This window comes from Cohaesibacter sp. ES.047, assembly GCF_900215505.1.
Lineage (GTDB): Bacteria > Pseudomonadota > Alphaproteobacteria > Rhizobiales > Cohaesibacteraceae > Cohaesibacter.
Genome location: NZ_LT907844.1, coordinates 2,276,994 through 2,290,015, shown reverse-complemented (window position 1 = coordinate 2,290,015; position 13,022 = coordinate 2,276,994). Strand labels below are relative to the sequence as shown.

Here is a 13,022-nt window from a genome sequence, read left to right as displayed (position 1 = left end):
ATCGTGATGAAAAAGCCGCAGAACCTTGGAGAGACACAATGGCCCAATTCACACTTGATCCCCAACTCGAAGGCGACAGTCTGCCACTGGCCGAGCTTGAGCTGTGTAGCGTGCGGCTGATGAACGATGCCAATTTCGTCTGGCTGCTGATGGTGCCCCAGCGAAGCAGTCTTGTGGAACTGATTGATCTGGCCCGTGGCGAGCAACACTTGCTCATGGACGAGATTCGGCAGGTATCCCAAGCGCTGCAACAGGCCACTGGCTGCGACAAACTCAATGTGGCGCAACTGGGCAATCAGGTCCGTCAGCTCCATGTGCATGTGATCGCTCGCAATGAAGGCGACGGCGCATGGCCCGGCCCGATCTGGGGCAAATTGCCAGCCCGCCCCTACTCTGACCAGGACGCGGAGAAAATGATCGAAACGCTCAGAGCCGCGCTGCTCTGACGGTTTGCAAAAGACAGATCCCTTGCATAAGACGCTGAAGGGCGCGTAAAAGAGAGCCATATCATCCCCCTGCCCTGTTTTCTCCTCCCGGTTCTCAGGGTTGATCCCCGCTTTCACAGCCCGCTATTAAAGAATGAATGGTCCGGATCCAATGGCTAGCCTTTCCAATGACGACTTCTTTGCCTTTTCGCACACGCTGCCGACCTTTGAAGGTCTTGGATATGCGCACAACCGCCTTGATCGCGACACCGAAGCACGGGACGAAACCACTCTTGAACGCATGATGGCAGCACCGGGTGCGCGCTTCTATCTGTTCGATGGCGATCAAGTCGTGATGCGCCAGCGTGACGACAGGCTTGATCCGTTGTTCTGTTTGGCCAGTGTGGAACGGTTGGGGGGAGACATGGACAGCGTCATCCTGCTTGGCACCGATCCGGATGAGGATAACGCCCCAAGGCTCGCAACACGCCTCAAGGGCGAGGCAGGTCAGGCGCTTGACGAGAAGGCTGGTTATTGCGCTGGAACCGTGCGCGACGTGGGGCTCAAGGCTCTTTTGCCCCCGGATCAGGTGGGCGCTGTGGCGCAGGCAACCAGCTTGCTCCATTGGCACGACACGCAGCGCTACTGCTCGAAATGCGGAGCCCTGACACAGGTGGCCCTCTCCGGTGCGCGGCGGGATTGTCCGAGCTGTTCGTCGTTTCAATTTCCCCGCACGGATCCTGTCGTCATCATGCTCGCCATCCATCGCGACGAGGCAGGCATCGAACGGTGTCTTCTGGGCCATCACACGCGGTTTGACTCGCCGATGTATTCGACCCTTGCCGGCTACATGGAGCAGGGCGAGACCCTTGAGCATGCGGTGCGGCGGGAGATAGAGGAAGAGGCAGGCATTGCGATTGGTGCGGTTCAGTATCTCACCAGCCAGCCATGGCCCTTTCCCTCGTCCTTGATGCTCGGCTGCTTTGCCGAGGCTTTGAGCTCGGAGATTTCCATCGATCCGACGGAGTTGACCAACGCAGGCTGGTTCACACGCGATCAGGTTCGGGAAATGTTGAGCCGGGACTCCAGCTGTGGTCTACCGCATATTCCGGGTCGCTTTTCCATTGCGGCCTGGCTCATTCGCTATTGGGTGGACGCTGGTTAAGCCCGCAAGTCAAACTGCTTGGCGCGGGCGGCTGACAGCCCTGCGTCCTGTTCTTTGCGCCTCGCTTCTCGGCGAGCTTGCCAATTGAGAATGGCTCGCCGGACCGGAGCTTCAAAGAAATAGGCCGAAAGCAGACTGACCACCATCGACCCGATCACCGTGATGGCGACCATGACCCAGAAGGGCGTTCCGAAGTCGGGCAGTAGCCAACGTTGCCAGACAAGGCCGATCACGGCGCTGGCAACGACTGGATGCCACATGTAGATGCCGAAGGACACCGCTGACAACGGCATCAGGGGGTTGAGATAAGCCGTGCGTTCGGGGGCATTGATTTCCACCTGCGCGGCCAGAAACAGAGCCAGCGCGATGGCGATCATGGACAGATATCCCCACTCAGGGTCAGACAGCAGAACAAAGACCGCCATGGCATATCCTGCCCACGGCCACCATTGACTGCGCATCGGCACATAGCGGCGCTGGGCCAGAACACAGATCGTTGCCCCCAACACGAAATCTGCAAAGACGCGATAAGCCCCCCAAGTGGTCGCCTCCAGCCAGGAGGGGAAGGGCATGAAGCCGATCCACGTCAGACCTTCAAGGGCGAGAATGGTCACGAACATCAGACCGATCAGCCCGCCCAACTGCCACTTTTGCCAGATGACGACCAATAGCGGAAACATGAGATAGGCGAACCACTCGGCCGACAGGGACCAGGACACATAGTTGAAGGACAAAGTGTCGCTGAAGCCCCATGCATTGATCATCAGCACTTCCTCGATCAGGCTGACAAAGCTGTAGCTCTCGGTCATCTTGGCACTAACGATGCCAAGCCCCACAGCGAGCCAGACAAGGCAGAAGCAGGCCAGTGTCAAAAGATGCAGCGGATAAAGACGCGCAACCCGGCGGACGAGAAAGGCCTTGTATTCGGCAAAGGAAGTCAGTCGATCAATATAGAAGCTGAAGATCAGAAAGCCCGAAACGACAAAAAACATGTCCAGCATGTCATTGAGCATCTCAAGGTTTTTTGCCAGATCATGGTAAGCGGGCGGCCCGTAGAGACCGATGTGATACATCATCACTGCAATGGCAGCGATCAGTCGCCAAAGGGCGAATAGCCGATAAACTGGCCTGCTTTCGGACTGATCAGAGTTGTTTGACGCCATAAAAAACTCGCCACATGCCAATGAGATCTGTGATTTGGACATCTTATGTTCAATTGTTTTGATAAGAGTTAATGTGCGCTCATTCGAGCAGCCCTGCCCGACACCAGATCGATCCACCGCCGCTTCACAAGCAATTGTTTTGATCTCCCGATCATCCAATACTAGTTTTTCTACGTAGATAAGTAAGAGAGCTTCTGGCTTTGACGGGATGGCAGAAGAGCTCCAAAAACAATCAACACTGATAAAGCCATGCTGCGGCAACGCCCTTGATGCTTTTGGGACGTGATGACTGCAGGAAAAGACCAGCGACCACAAGACGGCCGGACGCGAACGACGCGAAAACGCCGCATGTCACATGGGAGAAAAGACATGACTTTTTCTATCAATCGCCGCACAGCCATGCTTGCAGCTGCCGGAGTGGCTGGCAGTCTGACCCTTCCTCGGCCTTCATTGGCCATGGATCACAAGAAAAAATTGCTGCCGATGGCCAAGGCCCGCGGGTTCAAGGTTGGCGATCTGGAGGTCGTGGCCCTGCTCGCCGGCTCTGCCCCGCGCGACAATCCGCACGGCATTTTCGGTCTCAATGTGTCCGACGAGACATTCGCAGAGATCAGCAAGGCCAACTTTATCGGGACAGACATGGCCCAGTTCTATTTCACGCCGACGCTGGTTCGCAGCGGCGAGAATGTGATCCTGTTCGATACCGGCCTTAACGCAGCGGGCATCACGGCAGCGCTCGCAGAAGCAGGCACCAAACCGTCAGAGGTGACCCATGTGGTCATCACGCATATGCACGGCGACCACATCGGCGGTCTGATGGCAGACGGCGCTCCGACGTTTGAGAATGCTGCATTCCTTACCGGGCAGATCGAGTATGACCACTGGTCCAAGACTGACAGCGAAGGCTTTGCCAAGAATGTGAAACCGCTTGCCGAGAGAATGTCGTTCCTGTCTGATGGTGACAGCGTGGCGCCGGGCATTTCTGCAATGCTCGCACCGGGTCACACCCCCGGCCACATGACCTTCATGCTCGATAGCAATGACCAGCAGCTTCTTCTCATGGCCGATCTTGCCAACCATTATGTTTGGTCCCTCGCCTACCCTGACTGGGAGGTGCGCTTTGACATGGACAAGGAAATGGCAGCGAAGTCCCGCCGCAAGGTTCTCGGCATGCTGGCCACCGACCGCATTCCGATGATCGGTTATCACATGCCCTTCCCGGCAGCCGGATTTGTCGAGACAAATGGTGACGGGTTCCGGTATGTGCCGGTCAGCTATCAGTTGACGGCATAGAAAACCGGCCTGCTAGGTGATGAAAGACGGTAGAACGAAAAAAGCCTCCGCATCGCGTGATGCGGGGGCTGTTTTATCTCAAGATTGGATGGTTTCTAGCGCCTACCGGACTGCCCGATCTTGCCCAACTGACGTTCCTTGTTGTGCCGGAGGAAACGCTCTGCGGTCACGGGCCGGCAGAAGGCATAGCCCTGCAGCACATCCACCCCCATTGCTTCGAGAATATCCGCATGAACCATGGTTTCGACCCCTTCAGCCACGGTCCCGATTCCGAGCGTCCGTCCGATTTGGATGATCGAGTGCACGAGTTCGCGCTGATCCGTGCTGTTGATTACAGGCTGGATCAGTTCGCGGTCGATCTTCAACCGGTGAGGCAAAAGATGGGTGAGGCTGACAATCGACGCATAAGCGGTGCCGAAGTCGTCGATCTCGATTTCGATACCCATATTGCGGATCTGTCGAATGTTGGCAGCAACCTGTGTGTCACTGTGATCCAGAAATGTGGATTCGAGCAATTCGAAGGTTAGCGAACGCCAGTCGAAATCAATCTTCTTGAGTTTGGATATCAGATCCGCATCCCCAAGACGTCGTGCCGATACGTTGACCGAGACCCGCGGAACTGTCAGGCCCCTTTTCTCCCAGAAGGCTTTGGCTTCGATGGTCTGATCAAGCACAAGCGCGTCGATGGTACTTGTAAGGCCCAGGCTCTCGGCCAGACCAAGAAACTCGCAGGGCTGGAGCATACCGCGCCTTGGATGGTTCCAACGGACAAGCGCTTCCACTCCAACGAGATTGTGGGTCTTGGCGCAATACTGACCCTGAAAATGGGCGATGAACTCGCGGGTTTCGATGGCGCGCAGCAGATCTTCAGCCAGTTCGCGTTCCTGCCGCACCCTTTGATACAGCGGCTGGGAAAAGACCTCGAAACCGCCCTTGCCCTTTTGCTTGACCTGATAAAGGGCCAGATCGGAGTTGCTGAGCATTTTGTCCGCGTCCAGAAATGCATCCTTGCCTGATGAGATACCGATGCTCATGCCCAACCGACAGGTCCGCCCCCTATAGTCGATGGGGCGGTCAATTTCACTGAGGAGCTGTTTGGCCAGAGTTTCGGGGCGTGAAGGCTCCTTGGCGCTGTCGCACAGCAAAACAAATTCATCACCGCCGATACGGGCCGCAAATTCCCCCTCTTTAATCGCGCTTCGCAACAGGTCGGCTGTTCGGCGCAACATGATGTCACCAGCGGCATGACCAAAACTGTCGTTGATGTCCTTAAAGCCGTCGAGATCGATCTTGAGCATTTGCAGCGTTTCGGACATGAGGCTTGGCTCATATTCGCTGCCGGTCAGTTTCTCATCCAGATACCGCCGGTTGGGCAATCGGGTCAGGAAATCGTGCTTTGCGAGGGCCTCGAGGCGTGCCTTTGCCTCCTCCAGCTCCTGATTGCGCTCGTCGCTCTCGGTTCGCGCAAGACAGAGCTCCTTCTCGCGCTCGACGTCTGTGGTGATGTCCCAATTGAGCCCGACCAGCCGCCTGCCACCGTTTTCGTCCTTGAGAAAGGAACCGACCGTGCGAAAGTGTTTCTGCACACCATCCTGCATGGCCACACGATAATCGCTCCTGAATCTGCCCTTAGATTTCAGGGCTTCCCTGATTGCGTCAAGTGTGGCGTCTCGATCCACGATCGGAAGCCACGTCAGCAACGCCTGTAAATCGGAGTGATCTTTGCCTTCCGGATCAAGACCAAATTGCTTGAGGAAACGCCGATCCCATTTGGCAATGCCGGTTTTCGGGTCCATCTCCCAGACAGCAATCCCCGATGCGTCGAGGGCCAATTGCAAACGCTTGTTTGCGTCGGTCAGCGCGTGATCGCGAATGATCCGCTCACGCAGATGCACCAGACGATCCCGATAGAGCCAGCCGACGAAAAGAAATGGAATGACAATCAGCAAAAACGCCAGTGCCGCCACAAGACGGATCAACTTTGTGCGATGCGTGCCAGCCTGCCATCCTCCTTTGGGGATGGCCTTGAGAACCCAGCTGGCGAAGCCGAAGTCAACCACGGCCTCAACCGGCTGAGAGGCCAGCACCGCTCCGCTACCATAGAAAAGCGCACCATTTTCACCCTTGCCATCCCGCCCCAAAAGGGCAAAGGAGACATTGGATTGCTCATCAAGACCCGTATGGTCATAAATCTCGGCGATGTCGATAACCAACGAGAGAAGGCCCCAGAACTGCCGCCCCACAACCTTGTCGTCATAGTAGATGGGATAGCGAACGATGAAGGCCTCTCCACCCTGAATGAGTGCAACCGGGCCAGCCAGGGTCGGAGTATTTTCGTCTCGTGTCTTGAGGGCCAGCTCTCTTTGCGTCTCGTGTTTGCGAAGGTCGAGCCCTAGCACCTTGCGGTTTTCTTGCTCAGGATAGACCATTTTGACGACCATACCCGGTACACCGGCAATATTAATCAAGTGGCTGTGTTGATGAAAAAGATTGCGAGCCAAATCGGAAAAGTGCTCCTGATCGATATCCGGCTCGGTTGAGATCATGGCTGAAAGACCTCGCGCCAGTTCGATACTCGGCGACATGTGGGCCTGAAGCTTTGCGGCCATCACGGTTGCCTTGTTTTGCAGCGCCGATCGTTCTTGCTGCGCCTCGGAGCTCTCAGTGATGTGCTCGGCAAACAGGGTCGCGGCCACAAGGACAACCACGGCGATCAAAGCGGGCAGGTTGGCCGGATTCCATATGAGAAACCGAACTTGTTGCCATAAGCTGTTATTCGCCGAACCGTATTCGATCATCTCTTTGTCGGGCTCTTAAACGGAGAACTGAGGAAAGTTTCAACCGGGAGTTTGCTATGGAAATGTTGAAAAAGAGTGATCAATGTCCAATATCTGGTGGTTTGCCATAGGTGGATGCCGTGATCCCACGCGCCAGATTCGTGTTGCCGCTAGAGAACCCGCAAGGCCCCGGCGCTTTGCATTGTGCACCGACAGCCTCTAGTCCTTTGGTTGTATGGGCTCTGCCTTGTCATTTCCATCATTCGCACAATTGCGGTATCATGGTATGCTTTTACCCGGTCCGCGGAATGACTGGAACCTGACATGTCTGGCTTAATTTCCCCTTTCTTTATGCTGCTGCGCAAGCCACTGTTTCTTGCGCTCATCATCCCCATCGCGGGCTTGTCGCTGACAAGTCTCGCCACATCCGCAGTGGCTGACAGTTGCTGGTGGCACAACGGCTCTCTGATGCGTTTGAAGGCGCGCGGCAATGACCGCTGGTTCTATTACGAGCAGCCGCGAGCGGGATTGTCCGTCAGTCGCGGAACCCTGTTGTTCAATGGCAGCAAACAGGGCGACTGGTATGTGGGAACGGCGCGTGTCTTCTCCCAATATTGTCCGGGCAGTCCCCAGCCCTATCGCGCCGAAGGCCCCGTGGCGCCAAATCAGTTGCGGGTCACGGTTCAGGGTGATCGGGAAATACACAAACGATGCCGCCCCACAGGGCGCTGGACGTCGGACACGCTGGTCTTCACCTATGCCTATCGGTGCTGACTCTTCAGACAACAATGCTTAAGCAGGTGAGGATGTGATCAAAGAAAAAGCCGGTCAATGACCGGCTTTTTTGCGTCTCGAGCGATTTGAAGATAAACCGGGTGACCGGTTTAGATTAAACGCCATTTCTCAGTATGTTAGAGCCATTCTCGTGCACGGGTGTGCCCGATGTTGGCTCTAGTCCGGGCTCTTCACCCTTGTCACGATATCTCGTCACTCTTTCATAACTCGGGGCTTGGGCGCAAAGCGCGGTTGGCCTCCGGTTCGTTGTGGGTCGAGCGGAATTCGTGGGCCGGGTAGACGCCCAGAATCTTCAGTTCAGCGGAGAAGAAGCGCAGTTCCTCAAGCGCCAATTGAACAGAAGGGTCATCCGGATGACCTTCAACATCGGAGTAAAACTGGGTTGCGAAGAATTTGCCGCCCGTCTGATAGCTCTCCAACTTGGTCATGTTGACACCATTGGTTGCAAAACCGCCCATCGCCTTGTAGAGCGCGGCAGGCACGTTGCGCACCCGGAAGACGAAGGTCGTGATCACCGGTCCGGAGCCTCGATCTGCCTTGATCGGGTATTTAGACAGGATGATGAAGCGGGTCGTGTTGTGGGCTTCGTCTTCAATATTCGCCTTGAGAATATCCAGATCATAAACCTGTGCGGCCAATTCAGAGGCAATCGCCGCCTTGGACCGATCGCCCAGTTCTGCAATCTGTCGTGCCGAACCGGCGGTATCCGCCCCAACCACAGCCTTGACCCCAAGCTCGCGGATCACCTTGCGGCATTGACCAAGGGCCATGAGATGGCTCTGAACCGAGTCTACATCGGACAGCTTCGAGCCCTTGATGCCAACCAGCTGGTGACTGATGGGCAGGAAATACTCGCCAATGATATGTAGATCGGACGTGGGCATCAGGTGATGAATGTCGGCAACACGGCCCGCGACCGAGTTCTCGACGGGAATCATCGCAAGATCCGCAACATCGTTTTGAACCGCGTTAAAGCAGTCTTCGAAAGTCGACATGGGGATTGCGTCGCAGTCGGGAAAGACATTGTTGCATGCGATATGCGAATTGGCTCCCGGTTCTCCCTGAAAGACGACTTTCTTGGCGATCATAACGGCTCCTTGATAGATCATTGGGTCGCGGGCATGGCTCGCGAGCTGGGGGTTTTCTGGCGGACAGCTGCCGCCAGATAATCGCGTATCAGATAGCACGATTTGCGATGATGGCTCGCGCCTTTTCGACATCATCCATCGTATCCACACCAAAGGGGAAATCGTCGACAATGGCAACATCAATACGCATGCCTGCCTCGATGGCCCTTAGCTGCTCCAGATGTTCGCGGTCCTCGAGTTGGGACACCGGAAGTTCGCTGAAGGTCTCGAGCACGTTGCGGCGATAGGCGTAAAGACCGATGTGATGATAAAGTGTGCCGTCTCCATGAGGAGCCGTGGCGCGCGTGAAATAGAGGGCCTTGAGACGCTTTGGCGCCACTTCTGCCCCAACGACCTTGACAACATTGGGGTTGTTTTTCTGATCCTCTTCTGTGATTTCCACCGCGAGTGTCGCAATGTCGACGGCCTCGTCGGCGAGGGGCACCAGAACGCTGCGGATAATGGTCGGATCAATGGTGGGCAGATCCCCCTGAAGATCGACAACAATATTGAACCGATGATTGGGATCAAAGTGATCAAGGGCCTCGCAAATCCGGTCGGAGCCGGACGGATGGGCCGGATTGGTGACCACGGCGTCACCACCCGCATCGCGAATGGCTTGCGCGATCTCGTGGCTATCGGCTGCAACCAGAACCGGACCGATGTCCGCTTCCATTGCGCGTCGCCAAACCTGCACGATCATCGGAGCTCCGCCAATATCCATCATAGGCTTGTTTGGAAGGCGGTTCGAAGTCATGCATGCCGGAATCAGGACAATCGGATTGATGTCTTTGGTACCAAGTGACATGCGGATATCTCCCCAATATTGTTGAAAAGGGGTCTTTCTACCCCCCAAGTCGGAGTATCTTAGCCGCTATTCCTATGGACATTCATCCGGAAAAGCTAGTAGTTTCCGCAGCAAGTAGAAAACGCTATACGCAATTTGCTATACTGATGCTGTATCGCTCGCGTTTCCCAAATGACCCCGGAGCTAGGACCAATGAATTTTTTTGAACTCAACAAAGCCTTTGGCGCGCTTTTGATGGCCCTGATTTTCATCATGGTCAGTGGCATGGTGACTGGCTTCATCTTCAGCGCAGACGAACCTGAAACGCCAGGCTATGAGATTGAAGTCGCCGATGCCGGTGACACGGCCGCTCCGGTCGAAGAAGTCGAGAAAGTCGACTTCAGCGTCCTTCTGGCCGACGCCGACCCTTCCAAAGGGGAGCGTGTTGCCAAAAAATGTGCGGCTTGTCATACGTTTGAAGCTGGCGGTGCCAACAAGACCGGCCCGCACCTGCACGATGTTGTTGGCCGCGACATTGCATCTGTGACCGACTTCAACTATTCCGATGCGATGAAGTCTTTCGGCGAAGGCAAGACCTGGGATACGGAAACACTCAACGCTTTCCTGACCAAGCCCAGGGATCTGGTCGATGGCACCAAAATGGCATTCGCCGGTCTGAGAAAAGACGGCGACCGCGCCGATCTCATCAAATACCTTCAGACGCTGAGCGAATAATCACAATGCGCGACACATGCGCGCATGCTTGAAAGATGTGCTCAAGGCCGGAGTCTCCCTGGCCTTTTGGCGTCATGCGCGTCTTTTTTCTTTCTTACCTTTGTCGTCGTTTTCAGCATATTTTCAGCATCAGGGCAGCATCAGGGGTGGCCATCGGTCAGGCCGCGCCCCATCTGTGCTGGGAGTGCTTTGACCACTCCACCCGACAGCACGACCTTTGTTAATTGAAAAATCCCGGAGGAACTCCTAGATGCCAAATCCAGCCCATCAAGCGCTCATTCTCATTGATGTGCAAAATGACTTCTGCCCGGGAGGAAGCCTCGCCGTACCGGAGGGCAATCAGATCATCGATCGCGTAAACGCCCTTCAGAACGGGTTTTCAACCATCGTTCTGACACAGGACTGGCATCCCGATGGTCACCTGTCCTTTGTCTCGAGCCACGCAAACAAATCACCCTACGATATGATCGACATGCCCTATGGTCCGCAGGTTCTGTGGCCAGACCATTGCATTCAGGGCAGCGACGGTGCCCAGCTTCATCCCGGTCTTGCCACCAATGCCGCCAGCATGATCCTGCGCAAGGGCAGCAATCCGACCATTGACAGCTATTCGGCCTTTTTCGAAAATGACCACACCACCCCAACCGGGCTTGAAGGCTATTTGCGCGAGAAAGGCATCACGTCTCTGGTGATGGCCGGGCTTGCCACGGACTTCTGTGTTCGCTTTTCTGCCGTGGATGCCGCCAAACTGGGCTTTGAGGTCCATGTGGATCTCAAGGCGTGCCGCGCCATTGATCTTGATGGATCGCTCGATGCCGCCCTTGCCGACATGCGCGCGCATGGCGTCATCCTCAGTGACTAGCCAGCCGCGTCGATTTTGGACAAGAAATCTCTTGCAACAGGCTGACCGGTGCGTCAGCCTGTTACTGATTTGTCATTTGCACAAGGCCCTCTCATGACCACGGATCTCGCGTCTCGCGTCTATAGTCACCGCTGGAAGATCGATCCCATCGTCCGCTCCCTTATCGACACCGATTTCTACAAGCTTCTGATGGCGCAATCGGTTTTTCACAACAAGCCGGACGTCCATGTCGAGTTCAGCCTGATCAATCGCTCCAAGCATATCCCGCTTGCGGATCTGATCGATGAGGGCGAACTCAGGGCACAGCTCGATTATATCCGCACCCTGCGCCTGTCGCGGGGCGAAAGCACATGGCTGCGCGGCAACATGTTCTATGGCAAACGCTCCATGTTCCATTCCGACTTCATGGAATGGTTCGAGGAGCTGACGCTGCCGCCCTATCACCTCGAACGGGTGGGGGATCAATATGAGCTCAGCTTCGAAGGCCCGTGGCCGGCAGTGATGCTGTGGGAAATCCCGGCGCTCTCAGTGTTGATGGAATTGCGCTCCCGCGCCTCTCTGCAGAAGATGGCCCGCTTCGAGCTCCAGATCCTATATGCCCGCGCCATGACACGGCTCTGGGAAAAGGTCGAACGGCTCAGGGCGATCGGCGATATTCGGCTGGCTGATTTCGGGACACGGCGGCGGCATTCCTTCCTTTGGCAGGACTGGTGCGTTCAGGCCATGCGGGAGGGCCTTGGCGACAACTTCATTGGCACGTCGAACTGCCTCATTGCCATGCGGCGCGAGTTGGAAGCCATTGGCACCAACGCCCATGAGCTGCCGATGGTCTACTCCGCGCTCGCGACCAGTGATGAAGATCTGGCTGAAGCGCCCTATCGCGTCCTTGAAGACTGGCAGCGCGAGCATGACGGCAATCTGCGGGTCATTCTGCCCGACACCTATGGCACCAAGGGATTTCTGGAACGCGCTCCGGACTGGCTGACCAGTTGGACAGGAATCCGCATCGATAGTGGCCAACCAGCCGAGGCCGCCGAGACCGCCATCCAGTGGTGGCTTGACCGGGGCGAAGACCCAACGCAGAAGCTGATCATCTTCTCGGACGGCCTTGATGTAGACGAAATCGCCACGCTTTATAACCAGTTCCACGGGCGCGTTCGGATCTCATTTGGCTGGGGCACGCTTTTGACCAACGATTTCCGAGGACTTGTTGCCGAGGATGACCTTGCCCCCTTCTCGCTGGTCTGCAAAGCCGTGTCAGCCAACGGACGGCCAACGGTCAAGCTGTCGGACAATCCGAACAAGGCCATGGGGCCGCAAGATGAAATCGAACGGTACAAGCGCGTCTTTGGTGTTGGTGCCCAAAAAGCTATGGAGGTCATTGTCTGAATGAATGAAATGCCGAAACCCGAGGCGGGCAAGAAGGGCAAGCAAAGTTCGAAAGAGCGTGTCGCAGAGGCGGCAAGCCGCCTTGGCCTTGACGTTGAGATCAAGACCATGCCCGCGTCGACGCGCACCGCTGAGGATGCCGCTGCTGCCTGTGGCTGCGAAGTGGCCCAGATCGTCAAGAGCCTGATTTTCGAGCGCCATGATAACCAGCAACTGGTACTGCTGCTGATCGCCGGACACAATCGAGCAGATCTGGATGGCGCCACCAAGGTGATCGGATCAAGCCTTGATCGGGCCGATGCCAAGAAGGTGCGCGCGGAGACCGGTTTTGCCATCGGCGGCGTGGCTCCGATCGGACATTTGTGCGAGATGGAGGTCTATATGGACCCGGCCCTTCTCGCCTTTGATACGGTTTGGGCCGCAGCGGGTGCACCCAATGCCGTCTTCCGGGTTGCACCCGATCGGTTGCGGGACGTCACCGGCGCGACCTTGCTATCCTAGGCC

Annotated in this window: 12 protein-coding genes; 8 read left to right on the top strand and 4 right to left on the bottom strand. The window is 56.2% G+C overall.

Annotated features, from left to right (window positions below; all coding sequences use genetic code 11):
* The first annotated feature begins 38 nt into the window (after positions 1–38).
* Together CPH65_RS10440 and nudC are read left to right on the top strand one after the other, a co-directional pair.
* Complete coding sequence (locus CPH65_RS10440; protein WP_096176350.1) at positions 39–446, top strand: HIT family protein; 408 nt, start codon at positions 39–41, stop codon at positions 444–446.
* A gap of 151 nt (positions 447–597) precedes the next feature.
* Positions 598–1,590, top strand: a complete 993-nt coding sequence (gene nudC, locus CPH65_RS10435) for an NAD(+) diphosphatase (protein WP_157747612.1) — start codon at positions 598–600, stop codon at positions 1,588–1,590.
* Here the strand turns inward: nudC and CPH65_RS10430 are convergent.
* Complete coding sequence (locus tag CPH65_RS10430; protein ID WP_172891500.1) at positions 1,587–2,753, bottom strand: acyltransferase; 1,167 nt, start codon at positions 2,751–2,753, stop codon at positions 1,587–1,589. The two genes, nudC and CPH65_RS10430, sit on opposite strands and share 4 nt — an antisense overlap.
* A gap of 369 nt (positions 2,754–3,122) precedes the next feature.
* On the opposite strand from CPH65_RS10430, the gene CPH65_RS10425 reads away from it, so the two are divergent.
* Positions 3,123–4,046, top strand: coding sequence for an MBL fold metallo-hydrolase (locus CPH65_RS10425; RefSeq protein WP_096173413.1), 924 nt, complete (start codon positions 3,123–3,125; stop codon positions 4,044–4,046).
* Positions 4,047–4,141: 95 nt separating this feature from the next.
* Here the strand turns inward: CPH65_RS10425 and CPH65_RS10420 are convergent, their stop codons facing one another.
* A complete protein-coding gene (locus CPH65_RS10420) occupies positions 4,142–6,844 on the bottom strand; it encodes an EAL domain-containing protein (RefSeq protein WP_096173412.1) in 2,703 nt (900 codons plus the stop codon).
* Between the two features lie 303 nt (positions 6,845–7,147).
* Here CPH65_RS10420 and CPH65_RS10415 point away from each other — a divergent pair, with 303 nt between their 5' ends.
* The gene (locus CPH65_RS10415) at positions 7,148–7,597 is read left to right on the top strand and encodes a hypothetical protein (protein WP_197704004.1); all 450 of its coding nucleotides are present in this window, start codon (positions 7,148–7,150) and stop codon (positions 7,595–7,597) included.
* Positions 7,598–7,818: 221 nt separating this feature from the next.
* Here CPH65_RS10415 and CPH65_RS10410 read toward each other — a convergent pair whose 3' ends face one another.
* Together CPH65_RS10410 and CPH65_RS10405 are read right to left on the bottom strand one after the other, a co-directional pair.
* Positions 7,819–8,706: a prephenate dehydratase gene (locus CPH65_RS10410; protein ID WP_096173410.1), complete on the bottom strand. Its 888-nt coding sequence runs from the start codon at positions 8,704–8,706 to the stop codon at positions 7,819–7,821.
* An 88-nt stretch (positions 8,707–8,794) separates the two neighbouring features.
* Positions 8,795–9,553, bottom strand: a complete 759-nt coding sequence (locus CPH65_RS10405; protein WP_096173409.1) for a 3-deoxy-manno-octulosonate cytidylyltransferase — start codon at positions 9,551–9,553, stop codon at positions 8,795–8,797.
* Positions 9,554–9,745: 192 nt separating this feature from the next.
* Between CPH65_RS10405 and CPH65_RS10400 the strand changes: the two genes are divergently transcribed.
* The 4 genes from CPH65_RS10400 to CPH65_RS10385 all read left to right on the top strand — a co-directional run bounded on the left by CPH65_RS10400 (position 9,746) and on the right by CPH65_RS10385 (position 13,019).
* Positions 9,746–10,267, top strand: coding sequence for a cytochrome c family protein (locus CPH65_RS10400; RefSeq protein WP_096173408.1), 522 nt, complete (start codon positions 9,746–9,748; stop codon positions 10,265–10,267).
* Positions 10,268–10,517: 250 nt separating this feature from the next.
* Positions 10,518–11,129: a bifunctional nicotinamidase/pyrazinamidase gene (gene pncA / locus CPH65_RS10395; protein ID WP_096173407.1), complete on the top strand. Its 612-nt coding sequence runs from the start codon at positions 10,518–10,520 to the stop codon at positions 11,127–11,129.
* A gap of 93 nt (positions 11,130–11,222) precedes the next feature.
* Positions 11,223–12,518 (top strand): nicotinate phosphoribosyltransferase, encoded by a 1,296-nt coding sequence (gene pncB / locus CPH65_RS10390; RefSeq protein ID WP_096173406.1) that lies wholly within the window; start codon positions 11,223–11,225, stop codon positions 12,516–12,518.
* On the top strand, positions 12,519–13,019 hold the full coding sequence (locus tag CPH65_RS10385; RefSeq protein ID WP_244574592.1) for a YbaK/EbsC family protein: 501 nt from the start codon (positions 12,519–12,521) through the stop codon (positions 13,017–13,019).
* Positions 13,020–13,022: the final 3 nt, after the last annotated feature.

Coding starts and splice junctions, on each gene's coding strand:
- CPH65_RS10430 (WP_172891500.1), bottom strand. CDS start 2,753: ATGGCGTCAAACAACTCTGATCAGTCCGAAAGCAGGCCAGTTTATCGG.
- CPH65_RS10420 (WP_096173412.1), bottom strand. CDS start 6,844: ATGATCGAATACGGTTCGGCGAATAACAGCTTATGGCAACAAGTTCGG.
- CPH65_RS10400 (WP_096173408.1), top strand. CDS start 9,746: ATGAATTTTTTTGAACTCAACAAAGCCTTTGGCGCGCTTTTGATGGCC.
- nudC (WP_157747612.1), top strand. CDS start 598: ATGGCTAGCCTTTCCAATGACGACTTCTTTGCCTTTTCGCACACGCTG.
- CPH65_RS10425 (WP_096173413.1), top strand. CDS start 3,123: ATGACTTTTTCTATCAATCGCCGCACAGCCATGCTTGCAGCTGCCGGA.
- pncB (WP_096173406.1), top strand. CDS start 11,223: ATGACCACGGATCTCGCGTCTCGCGTCTATAGTCACCGCTGGAAGATC.
- CPH65_RS10405 (WP_096173409.1), bottom strand. CDS start 9,553: ATGTCACTTGGTACCAAAGACATCAATCCGATTGTCCTGATTCCGGCA.
- CPH65_RS10440 (WP_096176350.1), top strand. CDS start 39: ATGGCCCAATTCACACTTGATCCCCAACTCGAAGGCGACAGTCTGCCA.
- CPH65_RS10415 (WP_197704004.1), top strand. CDS start 7,148: ATGTCTGGCTTAATTTCCCCTTTCTTTATGCTGCTGCGCAAGCCACTG.
- CPH65_RS10410 (WP_096173410.1), bottom strand. CDS start 8,706: ATGATCGCCAAGAAAGTCGTCTTTCAGGGAGAACCGGGAGCCAATTCG.
- CPH65_RS10385 (WP_244574592.1), top strand. CDS start 12,519: ATGAATGAAATGCCGAAACCCGAGGCGGGCAAGAAGGGCAAGCAAAGT.
- pncA (WP_096173407.1), top strand. CDS start 10,518: ATGCCAAATCCAGCCCATCAAGCGCTCATTCTCATTGATGTGCAAAAT.